Here is a 13,654-nt window from a genome sequence, read left to right on the forward strand (position 1 = left end):
TGCGCACATTGTATTACCCCGCCTTCGATCGCCTTGAAATCGCCGAGATCGCCTCCCTGCCTTTGCTGCCCGACGAAGTCCGGTTACGCGTGGCCGCTTGCGGACTATGCGGCAGCGAATTGGAAACCTTCAAGAACCGCAGCCCGCGGCGCACCCCGCCGCTCGTGATGGGCCACGAATTCTGCGGCGTGATCGTCGAGTCCGGCGCCGCGGTCTGTGACTGGCGGCCGGGCGCGCGCGTCGTGAGCAATTCCCTTGTGCCCTGCAGCCGCTGCGTGCGCTGCCGGCGAGGCGACACCCATCTCTGCGCCGACCGCCAGATCTTCGGCATGCACCGGCCCGGCGCCTTCGCCGAGTTCGTCAACGTCCCGGCGCGCTGCCTCATCCCCTGGCCCGCCGGCCTGCCCGCCGAGGCCGCCGCGCTGGCCGAGCCGCTCGCCAACGGCATCCACGTCGTCAACCTCACGCGCCACCTGCCCGCCGCCACCGCCCTGGTCATCGGCGCCGGCCCGATCGGTCTCTTCTGCCTGCAGGCCCTGCAAGTGCTGCGGGGCACGCGCGTCTTCGTCGCCGACCTCAGCCCGGAACGTCTCGCGGTCGCGCGAAGGCTCGGCGCCGCCCGCGTCATCAATCCGCGCGAGGAGGATGTCGCCGATATCCTGCGCGCCGCCACCGCCGGCGAGGGTGCGGACCTGAGCGTCGATGCGGTCGGCAGCGCGATCACGAAACGGACCTCCCTCGAGGCGCTCCGCCCCGGCGGCGCCTCCGTCTGGATCGGCCTCCACGAGAACACCCTGCCTGTCGACACCTACGGCATCACGCTGCCGGAAAAACAGGTGCTCGGCACCTACGCCGCGAAGATCGACGAGCTCCGCCAGGCTCTCAACCTCATGGCCTCCGGCCAGGTCGAAACGCTCTCCTGGGTGCAGCGTTTCGAGTTGAAGGACGCCGTGCCCGCCTTCCACCGCATGCTCGCCGCCCAAGGCGCCGACCTGAAGGCCGTCATTTGCCCCTAGCGATTCCCTGCCCCGCCATGCCTATCCCGCCCACCCGCACCCCGATCCTGCAGCGTTTCCACGACAAGGTCGCCCTCGTCACCGGCGGCACCAACGGCATCGGCCACGCCATCGCCCTCGAGCTGCTGCGCGAGGGAGCTCAGGTCGTGGCGACGGGCCTGCCTGCCGACCTCGCGGAAGGCCGCGCGGCGTTCGCGGCCGCCGGCTTCACCCCCCTGCTTCTCGCCGGGGACATGGCCGACGAGGCCTTCTGCCGCCAACTCGTGGCCGCCGCCCTCGAGAGGCACGGCCGGATCGATTGCCTCGTGAACAATGCGTTTTCCTTCGTCGCCAAGGGGCTCGAGGCCACGCGCGAGGATTTTCTCCGCAGCTTCACCGTCGGCCCCTTCGCCTTCGCGCAGCTGACCCAGCTCGTCGCCGGCCCCATGCAACGCCAGGGTGGCGGCGCGATCGTGAATGTCTCCAGTATCTCCGCCTGGATCGCCCAGCCCAACCGCTGGACCTACAACACCGCCAAAGGCGCCGTCGCCCAGCTCACCCGTTGCGCCGCCCTCGACCTCGCTCCGCACCGGATCCGCGTGAACAGTGTCAGTCCCGGCTGGATCTGGACCCGCGAGGTGGACAAAGCCGCCGGCGGCGATCGCACCACCTATGACCCGGTCTGGGGCCAGTTCCACATGCTGGGCCGCCTGGGCCACCCCGTGGAGATAGCCGGGCCCGTGCTTTTCCTGCTGAGCGACGACGCCTCCTTCATCACCGGCACCGACCTGCCGGTCGACGGCGGTTACAACGGCCTTGGTCCCGAGGGCCTCGGCCAGAATACCCGGATCGCCGGCAGCCGCTGAATTATCCCATGAACCAGTTCCACACTGTCATCACCGACCACGGATTCCCCCATCTCCGCGCCGAGGAAAGCGTCCTCGCCGCGGCCGGCAGCGCCCTCACCGCCGCCCAGTGCAAGACGCCCGAGGAAGTCGTCGTCGCGGCCCGCGAGGCCGACGCGCTGCTCGTGCAGTGGGCGCCGATCAACGCCACCGTCATCGCCGCGCTCACCCGCTGCAAGGTCATCGTGCGCTATGGCATCGGCTACGACAACGTGGACCTCGCCGCCGCCAAGGCCCGCGGCATCCCGGTCTGCAATGTGCCGGACTATGGGGTCAACGAGGTCGCCGAGCACGCCGTGTCGCTGGCGCTGGCGCTGGCCCGCCAGCTGCCGCAGACCGACGCCCGTCTGCGGACCGGGACTTGGAAGATCACGCCCGACCGACCCATGCCCGCGCTCGGCGCATCCGTGTTCGCCACCGCGGGCTTCGGTCGCATCGCCCGGCATGCGCATGCGATCATGCGCGGTTTTGGCGGACGACGCATCGCTTACGATCCCTTCGTGCCGGCCGAGACCATGGCCCGCGACGGCGTGGAAAAAATCGGGCTGGAAGCGCTCTTCACCGAGGCCGACCTGCTCTCGCTTCATCTGCCGCTCACCGCCGAGACGAGGCACTTCGTGTCCGCCGCGCGCTTCGCCATCATGAAGCGCACCGCCGTGGTCGTGAACACCGCGCGCGGCCCGTTGATCGACACCGCCGCGCTCGCCGCCGCGCTCACCGCCGGCACGATCGCCGGCGCCGGCCTGGATGTGTTCGAGACGGAACCTCTCCCCGCCGATCATCCGTTGCGCGCGGCGCCCAACGCCCTGCTGACCTCCCACGTCGCCTGGTATAGCGAGAGCAGCATTCCGCGCCTCCAGCGCCTCGCCGCCAAGGAGGCCGCCCGCGGCCTGCGCGGCGAGCGGCTCAAGAACCAGGTGAACCGGTAACCGAACCTGCCGTTCGCACCCACATGCCCGCCTTCCCGATCGTCGACTCCCATCTCCATCTCTGGGATCTCGGCCGGCTCCGCTATCCCTGGCTGGCGAATGTCCCCCGGCTGAATCGCAACCACCTGATCGGGGACTACCGCCGCGCCTGCGGCCCGGTGCAGGTCGCGAAGATGGTGTTCCTGCAGTGCGAGTGCGACTTCGCCCAATTCCAGCAGGAAGCAGACTGGGTCGCCGAGGTCGCCGCCGTTGAGCCGCGCATCCGTGGTATCGTGCCATGGGCTCCGCTCGAGAAAGGAAACGCGGTCGAGGCCGACCTCACGCGCCTTGCGGCCAACCCGCTCATCAAGGGCATCCGGCGCATCATCCAGTTCGAGGCCGACCCGGAATTCTGCCTGCAGCCCGGCTTCGTGCGCGGCGTGCAACTACTGCCTCGCCACGGCCTGAGCTTCGACCTGTGCGTCAACCACCGCCAGCTCGCCCGCACCATCCGGCTCGTGCGCCAATGCCCCGAGGTCCGCTTCGTGCTCGATCACATTGCCAAACCCGACATCAAGGCCGGCCTGCTCGATCCCTGGCGCGCCGAACTGCGCGAACTCTCCCGCTGGCCCAACGTCTGGTGCAAGATTTCCGGCCTCGTGACCGAAGCCGACTTTGATCGGTGGCAGCCGGCCGACCTGCGCCCTTACCTGGACCACGTGATCGACTGTTTCGGTTTTGACCGCGTGATGTTCGGCGGCGACTGGCCGGTGTCCACCCAGGCCGCCGACTACCCGCGGTGGGTGGAGGTGCTGGACCAGGCCGTGTCCGGAACCTCACCGGATGAACAGCACCGGCTCTACGTGCGCAACGCCGAGCAATTCTACCGCGTGTAAGCAATTTCCTCGGCCTGCCGACCGTCCTTTTTCCAGCCGGTCAGAAGGAGAGCGCTACTGCGGTGTATTTGGAAAATCCTCTGATTGTCATCCTGAGCCGGGCGAAGGATCCAGCAGGAGTCACGCGTGCTTCTGGATCCTTCGCCCGGCTCAGGATGACCGGCAGCGAAAGTGATGGATTGAGCGCCAGATTGGGCGGTTAAGGTATTTTGCAAACACACCCTAATGTGGTGTCAGACAAGTTCGGTTCATAGTGTAGGAGCCTGCTTGCAGGCGATTCAGGCGTGGGGGATTGGCTCCGCGGGTCAAAATCGCCTGCAACATTCGGAAATTGGTCTCTTGAGATTATGCAGCAAACTTATCTGACGGGACACTAGATCGTCAGTCCCCAGCTTATCTATATTCTCGCCGGAGATGGCTGGTGTTTTTCTACACCCTGATTTCTACATCTCTTTCCGTTTCGGCGCTTTTCGACCCCTTCGGGAAACATCGGGTTTCTGATTTCCCCTCTGAAGAGCACATCGGGACCCATCCGGAAACATGGGGAAACACCGCGTACTGGGTCAGCGTGCTCCACCCAAGGCAAACTTGCGCTCGTGTTCCAGCAGCCGCTGCTTGCGCCAGACGCCGCCCGCGTAACCGCAAAGGTCGCCATCCGACCGGATGACCCGGTGGCAGGGAATCACGAGGGCGAGCATGTTGGACCCGTTGGCGCGGGCGACCGCCCGGTGCCCGTTGGGCAGCCGGACGCGCGCCGCCATTTCCTTGTAGCTGCGGGTGCGGCCGGCCGGGATGCGCCGCAGTTCGGCCCAGACGCGCCGCTGAAAATCGGAGCCGACCGGCGCGAGCGGCAGGTCAAACCGCAGCGACTCACCGGCAAAGTAGCGCGTCAGCTGCCGCTGTGTTTCCGCCAGCACGGCGTTGCTGCCGGGCACGATGGCGCATTTCAACCGGCGGCGGAGCAGCACGAGCTCGCGTTCGAGCCCGCGGCGGTCAGCGAACTCCAGCAGGCGCAGGCTCTGCTCATCGGCCAGCGCCAGCATGGTGCCCAGCGGGGTTTCCATGCGTTGAGCGAGCAGACACTGGCCGGTCTTGGCCCCGCGCGGCGGCGTGCCGAAAACCCGCGTGAACGCCTCGCGGAAGCCGCTGGTGGATTCGTAGCCGCGCGCCAGCTGCACATCGATGACCGCCTTGCCGGCTTTCACATCGCGCAAAGCTAGGCCCATCCGCCGGGCTCGCTGGTAGGCATGAAAGGTCATGCCGTGATACGATTGGAACTGCCGGCGGGCGGTCGAAGGCTCGATGCCCATGGCGGCGAGGTCCTTGTCACTGACGCGCCCCTCGGCGGATTCCTCGACGGCGCGGCGCAGGCGCTCGACGAGCGGCGGCACGGGCTTGGTGCTGTCCATCGGCCGGCAGAGCCGGCAGGGACGGTAACCGCCATGCAGCGCCTCGTTGATCGAGGGGAAGAACTCGACGTTCTCGGGCTTCGGCCTTTTGGCCCGGCAGGTCGGGCGGCAGAAGATGCCGGTCGTCTTCACGCCGGTGAAAAACACGCCTTCGTAGGCGGCGTCGCGCCGGGCCAGCGCCCGATACATCGTGCGCGGCGTGGGCAGGGACTGGATAGAAGCGGCCAAGGAAAGTTCTGGTTGAATCATGCGCCCAGTATAGCGCAACCGCTTGCCGCGATTCCGCCGATAATCGGGCGGGTTATTTCTTCGGCAGGTAGTCGCGGAGGTCGGGGACTTCCTTTTCGCGCCGGCCGCTGCTCAGCCGCACGAAATAAGGCTCGGGCGGGAGCAGGCCGGAGTCCTCCTCGTCATCCTCCTCATCGTCGGTCTCGAGGCCTTCGATCTCATAGCTCTCGCCCTCGTCGAAGTATTGCGAGACGCGGCGCGCGGTGGGGTCGAGCCACACCAGGGGCGTGATGAGGTCGCCCTTCGTCTTGACCTGCACGAAATGACAGGGGAAATGCTGGTCCTTGAAATGGCCGATGAAATCACTGAGCCACTTGTTGGCCAGGCCCTCACGGCGGGTGAGGAACACGACGTCGGCAAAATGGATGCAGGCGTCGAACCACTGCCGGAGCACCGGTTGCTTTTCGGCGAGCTGGCAGTCCACGACGCAGAAGATCCGGGCGAGCGTGGCCCCGTGCTCCTCGAGCCAGGGCTTGAGCGCTTCCAGCTGGTCCATCGGGCTGATCCGTGAGTCGGCGATAAAGAAGACCGTTGCGGCTCCCAGCCCTTCGACCGGCGGCAGCGCCGGCTCGGTCCACTTCCAGCGGCGAAGCTCGGTGTTCGGCAGGCCCACCAGCTTGGTGTCCGCCGGGTCGGCCTCCTCGTCCTCCGCCAGCAGCACCAGCGCCCTCTCCTCCGGCGCGAGCCCGTTTTCGATCAGGTCGCGCACGATGGCGCGACGACCGGAGCCGGGCGTGCCCAGGATAAAGTAAACAGAATTCATTTTCACACGAAGATCGCCAAGGGCGCCAAGAATGCAACCAAGGCAAAGCCGCTTAGCGAACTTTGCGTTCTTGGTGTAAAATCAAAACTTGAAGGTTTGGTTCTGCGCGGCCTGGCGCATCCAGTGATCGACGAGCACCAGGGCCGTCATGGCCTCGACAATGACCACGGCGCGCGGCAGCACGCACGGATCGTGGCGGCCGCGGGCCAGCAGTTCGGTCTCGGCCCCGCGAATATCAACCGTTTTCTGGGTCTGGAGGATGGTGGCGGTGGGCTTGAAGGCGGTGCGAAAGACGATCTCCTCACCGTTGCTGATACCGCCCTGCACGCCGCCGGAATGGTTGGTGGCGGTGCGGATCCGGCCGCCCTTCGTCACGAAGGCGTCGTTGTGCTGCGAACCCTTGAGCAGGGTGCCGGCGAAACCGCTGCCGATCTCGAAGCCCTTGGTCGCCGGCAGCGAGAGCATGGCCTTGGCCAGGTCGGCCTCGAGCCGGTCAAACACCGGTTCGCCCAGTCCCACGGGGACATTCCGCACGCGACACTCGATGATGCCGCCGACGGAGTCGCCCGCGCTGCGCGCCTGCTTGATGCGCTCGATCATGCGAGTGGCGGTGCTTTCGTCCGGACAGCGCACCGAGGTGGCCTCCACCTCGGCGAGCGTCGGGAAACCGCCCATCGGCGGGGCGATGATATCGTGGATCTGCGTGACGTAGGCGCGGATCTCGAGCTTGTTCGCGAGGTAGAGTATTTTCCGCGCCACCGCCCCCGCCGCCACCCGGCCGATGGTCTCGCGGGCCGAAGACCGTCCGCCACCGCGGTGGTCGCGATGGCCGTATTTGGCCTGGTAGGTGTAGTCCGCGTGCGACGGACGGAATTTCTCCTTCATCTCGTCGTAGGCGGCGGGACGCTGGTCGCTGCTGTGCACCGCCAGGGAAATGGGCACGCCGGTCGTGAGGCCCTCGAACACGCCGGCCAGGATCTCGACCTTGTCGGCCTCCTTGCGGGGTGTCGTGATATCGCTCTGCCCGGGGCGGCGCCGGTCGAGGTCGGTCTGGATTTCCTCCGCCGTCAGCGGCAGGCGCGCCGGGCAGCCGTCGATGACCACGCCCACGGCCGGCCCGTGGCTTTCGCCCCAGGTGGTGATGCGGAAATTCTGGCCGAAGGAGTTGGACACGGGGCGGAATGTTTGCGCGCGGCCCGCTTGCAAGCAAGCCCTAGGTAAGGCATAGGTTCGCACATGAAGTTCTTCATCCTCAGCGGCAGCCACCGGGCGGAAGCGCAGACGCTCAAGGTCGCGAAGTATGTGCAGTCGGTGCTGACCCGCGAGCATCCCGGAGCCGAGGCGCATCTCTACAGCCTGAGCGGGAACCCCCTGCCCCTGTGGGATGAGACGACGGGCGGCGCACCCGATGCGCTGTGGGATCCGATCTCGGCCGAATTGCAAGCGGCGGACGCGCTGGTGGTCCTGACCCCTGAGTGGAGCGGCATGGCCACGCCCGGCGTGAAGAACTTTTTGCTCAACTGCACCGCTGGCGAGATCGGCCACAAACCCGGCCTGATCGTGACCGTGTCGGCCATGCGCGGCGGCAGCTACCCGGTGGCCGAGCTGCGCATGAGCGGCTACAAAAACAACCGGCTGTGCTGGATCCCGGAGCATGTCATCATCCACCACGCCGAACAAAACCTGAATACACCGGACGGCGCGACGGACCTCGGCAAGGAGGACACCCTCCAGCGCCAGCGGCTCCGCTATGCGTTGCGCCTACTGGAGGAATACGGCAAGGCCCTGAAGCTGGTGCGCACCAGCGGCACCGTGGACCACAAGACCTTCCGCAGCGGAATGTAGCAGCCGCCCATGTTCGGCGAGCTTCGGCGCGACCGCCTTCGCCCGAGAGTGGCTTGCCGGGCCGTAGCTCCAAAGGAGCGAAGGCTGGTGCCCCCGCCCGGAATTGAACCGGGATCACACGTTTAGGAAACGCGTGCTCTATCCATTTGAGCTACGGGGACTAAAGCCATTTCCAGACATGCCCGCGGACGGGGTTTGGCAAACCAAAAATGCCCGTTGACAGGCCGGGGTGGAAAGCCAACCTTCCGACTCCTTTTTCAAACATGAGCACGACCGAAACCAAGACCCAGACCCTCAAGCCCGAGGAAATTCCTTTCACCAGCCCCCAGTTGATGAGCCGCTTTATCACGGACACGGGCAAGATCCTGCCGCGCAAATACACCGGCTTCTCGGCCAAGCAGCAGCGCAAGGTCACGGCCAAGATCAAGCGCGCGCGCAACATGCTGACGATGCAATAAGCCGTTGCCGGCTTAGCCTTTCAGCCGGAGCCTTCGCTCCGGCTTTTTTATTGCCCGGATCCATGCAGGCCCAAATCCATCGCCCGACCCCCGCCAACCTGCGCCGCCTGGCCGCGGCGTTGCAGCGCGGCGAACTCGTGGCGATCCCGACGGAGACGGTCTACGGCCTGGCGGCCCATGCGCTCGACGCCAAGGCCTGCCGGGCGATCTTCCACGCCAAGCGCCGGCCGGCCAACGACCCGTTGATCGTGCATGTGCTCGACCTGGCCCACGCGGAGGAACTGGCGGAGTTCAACCCGGCGGCCCGGCGCCTCGCGCGCCGATTCTGGCCCGGCCCGCTGACGTTGGTGCTGCCGAAGAAGCCCTGCGTGCCTGGCCTTGTGACCTCCGGCGGTCCGACCGTGGCGATCCGCGCCCCCGCGCATCCCCTCGCCCGCCGTCTGCTGCAGCTGGCGAAAATCCCGCTGGCCGCGCCCAGCGCCAATCTTTTCGGCTATATCAGTCCCACCACCGCAGCCCATGTGAGCGAAGGTCTGGGTTCACGCATCCCGCACATCCTCGACGGTGGCGCATGCGCCGTCGGCGTGGAATCGACCGTGCTGGATATCACGAACCCGGCGCGGCCGCGCATCCTGCGGCCTGGAGTCGTGACCGCCGCGCAGATCCAGCAGTTGCTTGGCGTGAAGGTGTCTGGCGCCAAGTCGCGCGGCTCGCGGACGCGCCAGCTCGCCCCGGGCATGCTGGAACGACACTACAGCCCGCGCACACCGCTCGTCCTGCGCCGGCCGCCCGCCAAACTGTCGGCCGGTGTCGCCGGCGTGCTGCTGCGCCAGCCCGCCATCAAGCCGGCCAAAGATGTCTTCTGGCTCAGCCGGCGTGGAGCGCTGACCGAGATGGCGCGCAACCTCTACGATGTGCTGCGCCGGGCCGATGCGGGCCGTTACCGGCAGATCTGGATGGAGCCGCTGCCGGGCGACCCCGGCGGGCTCGCGACGGCCATCAACGACCGGTTGAAGCGCGCCGCGGCACGGCGCTGAAGCATTTGCGTCGAATGTAGGGGCGTGGCTCGTCCACGCCCATGGGCGCGCACAAGGCGCGCCCCTACATGAATCACCAACCAAGCGCGTTGAGGTCAACGCGCTCCGCCTTCAACCGGGCTCAGCGCTCGACCGTGCCCGGGTCCTGCTTCGCCATCGTCACGTAGTAGTCCTTGTAGGACTTGTCGTAATACTGGGCGTAGTAGTAGCCGGAGACCGCAAGGTTGAGGCCGTTGAGCACGGCGCCGAAGCACGGCACATTCACCTCGAGCAGCTTCCGGGCGCTGAACTGCGCGGCCTTGCGGCGGACGCGGTTGAAGAAAATGGTGAACAGCGAGCCGTCGAGCAGCGGGAGGATGATCAGGGCGTCGCTCACGGCCGCCAGCGGCGGGGTGTCGATGAAGATACGGTCGTAGCGCTTGCGCAGCTCGGAGAGCATCAGCTCGAAGTTCTTGCTGTTGAGGATCTGGGTGGGGTTCTTGGCCCGGCCGCCGGCGGGGATGACGTCGAGATTCGGGTGCACGTTCCGGCAGAGCACCTGGTCGACCGTCTGCGTGCCCGCGCACACGTCGATCACACCCTTGAGATTCTCCAGGCGAAACGACTTGTGGATGTTCGGCTTGCGGAGATCGCAGTCCACGATGACGACCTTCTCGCCGTGGGCGGCGAAGGTGAGGGCGAGGTTCGTCGTGGTGAAGGACTTGCCCTCGCCGGGAATGGTGCTCGTCACGAGGATGGCCTGGGCGCGCTTGCTTTCGTCCTTGAGGCGAAGGCTGGAGTGCAGCGTGAGGAAGGATTCCACGACCTGCTTGTCCTGGTTGTTGGCCACGATCTGGGCCTTCTCGGGCTGGTCGAGCCGCTTGATCTCGGGCACGATGCCGATCAGCGGCAGGCCGACCACCGACTCGATGTCGAAGGAGCTCTTCACCCGGTCGTCGATGTAAGCGACGAAGAAGGCGAAGGCCGTGCCGAGCGCGAGGCCGCCGAGGAAACCGAGGGCGAGGTTGAGCGGAATATTGGGCGAAAAGGGCTTGAGCGCCGGGGCGGCCCGGTCGACCACCCGCGCACTCTGGGTCTCGATGGTGCTGCTCATCGAGGTCTCACGCATGCGGCCGAGGATGCTGTTCAGCAGGTGCTCGTTGATGTCGTAATCGCGGACGAGATTGGAATATTCCACCGCGTAGCGGTCCAGCTCCAGCGACTCGCTTTCCTGACGGACGAGGTTGGCGCGCGCCTCCTCGTCGTTGCGCTTGGCCGTCTGGAAATCCGCCTCGAACATGGCGGCGGTCGAGTCGATGGCGCGGCTGAGCTCCCGCTCCGTCTGGGCGAGGGAATTCACCGCCTCGATCATCTTGGGATGCTTGTCGCGGTAGTGTTCGCGCAGCTGAGACATGACGATCTTCTGGGCGGACACCTGCTGCACGAGCTGGCCGATCAGCTGCGAACTCGAGATGAAGGGCAGGTCGAGCAGCTGCGCCGGCGTGGCCTTGCGCTCCTGCACCTGGCGCCAGCGGATCTCCGCCTCGTTGAGGCGCGAGGTGGTCTGGGTGACGTAGGCGTTGAGGGCCTTGAGTTTCTCGGTGACGATGTCCTTGCGCTGGTCGAGCGAGACCATCTTGTTCTTCTCGCGGTAGGCCTGCAGGTTGATGGCCAGTTCCTCGACCTTCTTCTTCTGTTGCTCGGCGCGCTCCTTCAGGTCGTCGACGGCCTTCATGGAGTCCTCGATGCGCAGCCGCGAGTTGTAGGCGATGTATTCGTCGATGAACAGATTGGCGACCTTGGCGGCGACATGCCGGTCGGGGTGGGCGTATTGCACCTGGAGCACGAGGCTCAGGCGCACCGGCACGATCTTGCGTTCCCGGAAGATGATCTCGGCGGGACTGGGAGGAGACGAGGCCGCGGATTTCTGATACGGGGCCAGGAAGGCCTTCAGGTCCTCGCCCGTGAGCCGGTCGGCGACCCGTTGGACGATGGCGAAACTCTCCAGCACCTTCACCTGCGTGTTCAGGTCCTCCGCCGAGCGGATTTCATTGTCCACCACGCCTTGCACCTGCATCACGACCGGATCGCGGCGAAATACCTGCACGCTGGCGACGGACTGGTATTGGGGCACGCGGGTGAACGTGAAGATCGTGGCCGCCGAGAAGACCAGGGCGAAGACGAGCACGATATACCAGGCCCGCTCGCGCAGGATGAGCACGTAATCCTGCATGCTGCGCTGCATCTGGTTGTCGCCATGCCCGGGCGAGCCGTAGCCGCTGTAGCTCGTGCCATAGTAGGTGTAGGGATAGGCTTCGCCCGATCCCTGGGCTTTCTCGGCTTTCGGCACTGTGTCCATGTTGCGCAAATCAGAAAAGTTTTTCGGGCACAAGGACAACATCGCCCTTGAGCAGGAGCCATTGTTCCCCGGAGGCGCCCTTCATCAGGTCGACCACATTGATGGTGAAAGTCTCGGTCTTGCCCTCGGCACTGGTGCGGGTGAGCTGCACCCGTTTCAGGTCGGCGATGCGGGATTGCCCGCCGGCGCGGGCGATCGCCTCCACCAGCCCCATTTTCTGCTCGGGCGGGAACACCACGGACCCGGGTGAGTTGACCGCCCCGACCACCTGCACCGTCCGCTGCGAGTATTCCAGCACCGTCAGGTTGACCTGCGGGTTCACCAGATAGTCCCGATCATACAGGCTGCGGATGATCTCTTCCGCCTGCCGCACCGTGCGGCCGCGAAGGTCGATCGTGCCGATCATCGGCAGGTTGATGGTGTATTCCTGGGTGATGCGCACTTCGCGCAGGAGATCGGGTTCCTGGAAGATCAGGACCCTGATCAAGTCCGAGGGCTGCAGCACATAATCCGTCGGCGCCGGAGTCGGCGTCGGGGCCGGCGTTTCGGCGGCCGGCAGCACGCCCAACAGCAGGGCGAGGAGCGGCAGCAGCCCGATGAGTCGTGATCGCATGGAGTTTAGGAATAAAAAACGGAAGAAGATCGACGACCTTCTTCCGTCAAAAAATCAACCGAGGCCCTCAATAGCGGACGCTGGCCCCAAGGCTGAACACATTGTTGGTGAACGCTGTTCCGGCGCTGGCCATGTTCGAGCTGTTGTCCCGGTAGATGTAGTTGGCGTTGAAGTTCAGGTAAGCATTGTAACTGTAGGTCGCCCCGATCGAGCCTTCGACATAATCATCGGTGCGGGTGGGATATTTGGTCGAGCGCCAGCTGAGGCCGGCATTCAGGGCCCACTGTTCCGAGAGATGGTTGGCGATACTGGCGCCAAAGGAGAGGTTCTTGGTCGAGTCACCGGTGCCGGAGTTGCCGAAGTCATTGCTGGCATTAATCAGGACGCTCGTTTTCTCGGAATAAGCGTAGGTGAGGCCCCCGCTCAAACCAACGAGAGACTGGCTGCCGGCCCGGTCGAAGGAGCGGGCGGTATAACCCACCCGGACTTGCCCGGTCAGCTTGGGGGTAAATTCACCGCGGGCGCCGATATTGAAGAAACTGTCGCGACTGTCATCGCCGCTGCCCGACAAGGCGGTGGACCGGTAGGAATAGCCCGCACTCCAGTCGAGTTTGGGGGTGGCTTTGAAGTAGACATCGACGGGGATCGTCAACACATCGCTGCTCGTAAAGGCAACCGGAACATAGTGGACCTTGTCGTAGGCCAAGCCGATGGAGAGTGATGTTTTTTCCGTAAGACCGAATTCCGTCTTCCCGCTCAAGTTCGTGACATTGCGCCGGGCGATGTCGCTGGATAGGGTTGCTCCGACTTGATTCTGGGCGATTTCAGCATACGAGGCGTTGAAATCAGCTTTCGAAACTCCATTGGAGTAGGCCGCCCTGGTTCCGACCGTGGCCAGATTAACATTCTGCTTGGACTGCGAGCTGTAGCGGCGGATTTCCTCGTTGTAGTAGACGTCGCCAGTGACGGCCGATCCTTTGCCAAACACCAGATCCAAACCAGGGGTAAAGCTGTAGATGGTATCGCTCTTGCCCGAGGCGCCCAGATAGATGTTATCGTCCGAAGAGAGCAGTGCGCCGGCCGTGACGAAGAGTTCGGCATTGTCTCCAACCGCCATGAATGGAGCGGCTTTAGCCGTGGACAGGCCTAGGCAGAGAGAGAACAGTGCGATTTTAGTGATGTAGTGCTTCATTAATCAG

The 13,654-nt window shown here is 65.2% G+C and carries 13 protein-coding genes and 1 tRNA gene; 7 read left to right on the forward strand and 7 right to left on the reverse strand.

Annotation, left to right across the window (positions count from 1 at the left end; translation table 11 throughout):
• Nucleotides 1–8: 8 nt before the first annotated feature.
• Genes BLU29_RS05480 through BLU29_RS05495 form a run of 4 tightly spaced genes read left to right on the forward strand, consistent with a single transcriptional unit; the run spans nucleotide 9 to nucleotide 3,704 of the window.
• On the forward strand, nucleotides 9–1,016 hold the full coding sequence (locus tag BLU29_RS05480; RefSeq protein ID WP_157693648.1) for an alcohol dehydrogenase catalytic domain-containing protein: 1,008 nt from the start codon (nucleotides 9–11) through the stop codon (nucleotides 1,014–1,016).
• A gap of 17 nt (nucleotides 1,017–1,033) precedes the next feature.
• Nucleotides 1,034–1,861 carry an SDR family oxidoreductase gene (locus BLU29_RS05485; RefSeq protein ID WP_091055774.1) on the forward strand — a complete coding sequence of 276 codons (828 nt, stop codon included), beginning with the start codon at nucleotides 1,034–1,036 and terminating at the stop codon, nucleotides 1,859–1,861.
• An 8-nt stretch (nucleotides 1,862–1,869) separates the two neighbouring features.
• Nucleotides 1,870–2,829: a C-terminal binding protein gene (locus BLU29_RS05490; RefSeq protein ID WP_091055776.1), complete on the forward strand. Its 960-nt coding sequence runs from the start codon at nucleotides 1,870–1,872 to the stop codon at nucleotides 2,827–2,829.
• A gap of 23 nt (nucleotides 2,830–2,852) precedes the next feature.
• The gene (locus BLU29_RS05495; RefSeq protein WP_091055778.1) at nucleotides 2,853–3,704 is read left to right on the forward strand and encodes an amidohydrolase family protein; all 852 of its coding nucleotides are present in this window, start codon (nucleotides 2,853–2,855) and stop codon (nucleotides 3,702–3,704) included.
• A 563-nt stretch (nucleotides 3,705–4,267) separates the two neighbouring features.
• Here BLU29_RS05495 and BLU29_RS05500 read toward each other — a convergent pair.
• From BLU29_RS05500 to aroC, 3 genes are all read right to left on the reverse strand, one after another.
• Nucleotides 4,268–5,341: a trifunctional transcriptional activator/DNA repair protein Ada/methylated-DNA--[protein]-cysteine S-methyltransferase gene (locus tag BLU29_RS05500; protein WP_197677769.1), complete on the reverse strand. Its 1,074-nt coding sequence runs from the start codon at nucleotides 5,339–5,341 to the stop codon at nucleotides 4,268–4,270.
• Nucleotides 5,342–5,414: 73 nt separating this feature from the next.
• A complete protein-coding gene (locus BLU29_RS05505; protein ID WP_091055781.1) occupies nucleotides 5,415–6,164 on the reverse strand; it encodes a hypothetical protein in 750 nt (249 codons plus the stop codon).
• Between the two features lie 81 nt (nucleotides 6,165–6,245).
• A complete protein-coding gene (gene aroC, locus BLU29_RS05510; protein ID WP_091055783.1) occupies nucleotides 6,246–7,337 on the reverse strand; it encodes a chorismate synthase in 1,092 nt (363 codons plus the stop codon).
• A gap of 63 nt (nucleotides 7,338–7,400) precedes the next feature.
• On the opposite strand from aroC, the gene BLU29_RS05515 reads away from it, so the two are divergent.
• Nucleotides 7,401–8,009, forward strand: coding sequence for an NAD(P)H-dependent oxidoreductase (locus tag BLU29_RS05515; RefSeq protein ID WP_091055784.1), 609 nt, complete (start codon nucleotides 7,401–7,403; stop codon nucleotides 8,007–8,009).
• 85 nt (nucleotides 8,010–8,094) lie between these two features.
• On the opposite strand, the gene BLU29_RS05520 is transcribed toward BLU29_RS05515, so the two are convergent.
• A tRNA-Arg gene (locus BLU29_RS05520) sits at nucleotides 8,095–8,170 on the reverse strand.
• A gap of 102 nt (nucleotides 8,171–8,272) precedes the next feature.
• Between BLU29_RS05520 and rpsR the strand changes: the two genes are divergently transcribed.
• Both rpsR and BLU29_RS05530 read left to right on the forward strand, forming a co-directional pair.
• Complete coding sequence (gene rpsR, locus BLU29_RS05525; RefSeq protein ID WP_091055786.1) at nucleotides 8,273–8,467, forward strand: 30S ribosomal protein S18; 195 nt, start codon at nucleotides 8,273–8,275, stop codon at nucleotides 8,465–8,467.
• Nucleotides 8,468–8,529: 62 nt separating this feature from the next.
• A complete protein-coding gene (locus tag BLU29_RS05530; RefSeq protein ID WP_091055787.1) occupies nucleotides 8,530–9,504 on the forward strand; it encodes an L-threonylcarbamoyladenylate synthase in 975 nt (324 codons plus the stop codon).
• A 121-nt stretch (nucleotides 9,505–9,625) separates the two neighbouring features.
• Here BLU29_RS05530 and BLU29_RS05535 read toward each other — a convergent pair whose 3' ends face one another.
• The 3 genes from BLU29_RS05535 to BLU29_RS05545 form a co-directional block, all read right to left on the reverse strand.
• Nucleotides 9,626–11,842, reverse strand: a complete 2,217-nt coding sequence (locus BLU29_RS05535; protein ID WP_091060928.1) for a polysaccharide biosynthesis tyrosine autokinase — start codon at nucleotides 11,840–11,842, stop codon at nucleotides 9,626–9,628.
• 10 nt (nucleotides 11,843–11,852) lie between these two features.
• Complete coding sequence (locus BLU29_RS05540) at nucleotides 11,853–12,455, reverse strand: polysaccharide biosynthesis/export family protein (protein ID WP_091055789.1); 603 nt, start codon at nucleotides 12,453–12,455, stop codon at nucleotides 11,853–11,855.
• A gap of 67 nt (nucleotides 12,456–12,522) precedes the next feature.
• Nucleotides 12,523–13,647, reverse strand: coding sequence for an outer membrane beta-barrel protein (locus BLU29_RS05545; RefSeq protein ID WP_091055790.1), 1,125 nt, complete (start codon nucleotides 13,645–13,647; stop codon nucleotides 12,523–12,525).
• Nucleotides 13,648–13,654 lie beyond the last annotated feature (7 nt).

The sequence above is a fragment of the Opitutus sp. GAS368 genome (genome assembly GCF_900104925.1).
Classification (GTDB): Bacteria; Verrucomicrobiota; Verrucomicrobiia; order Opitutales; family Opitutaceae; genus Lacunisphaera.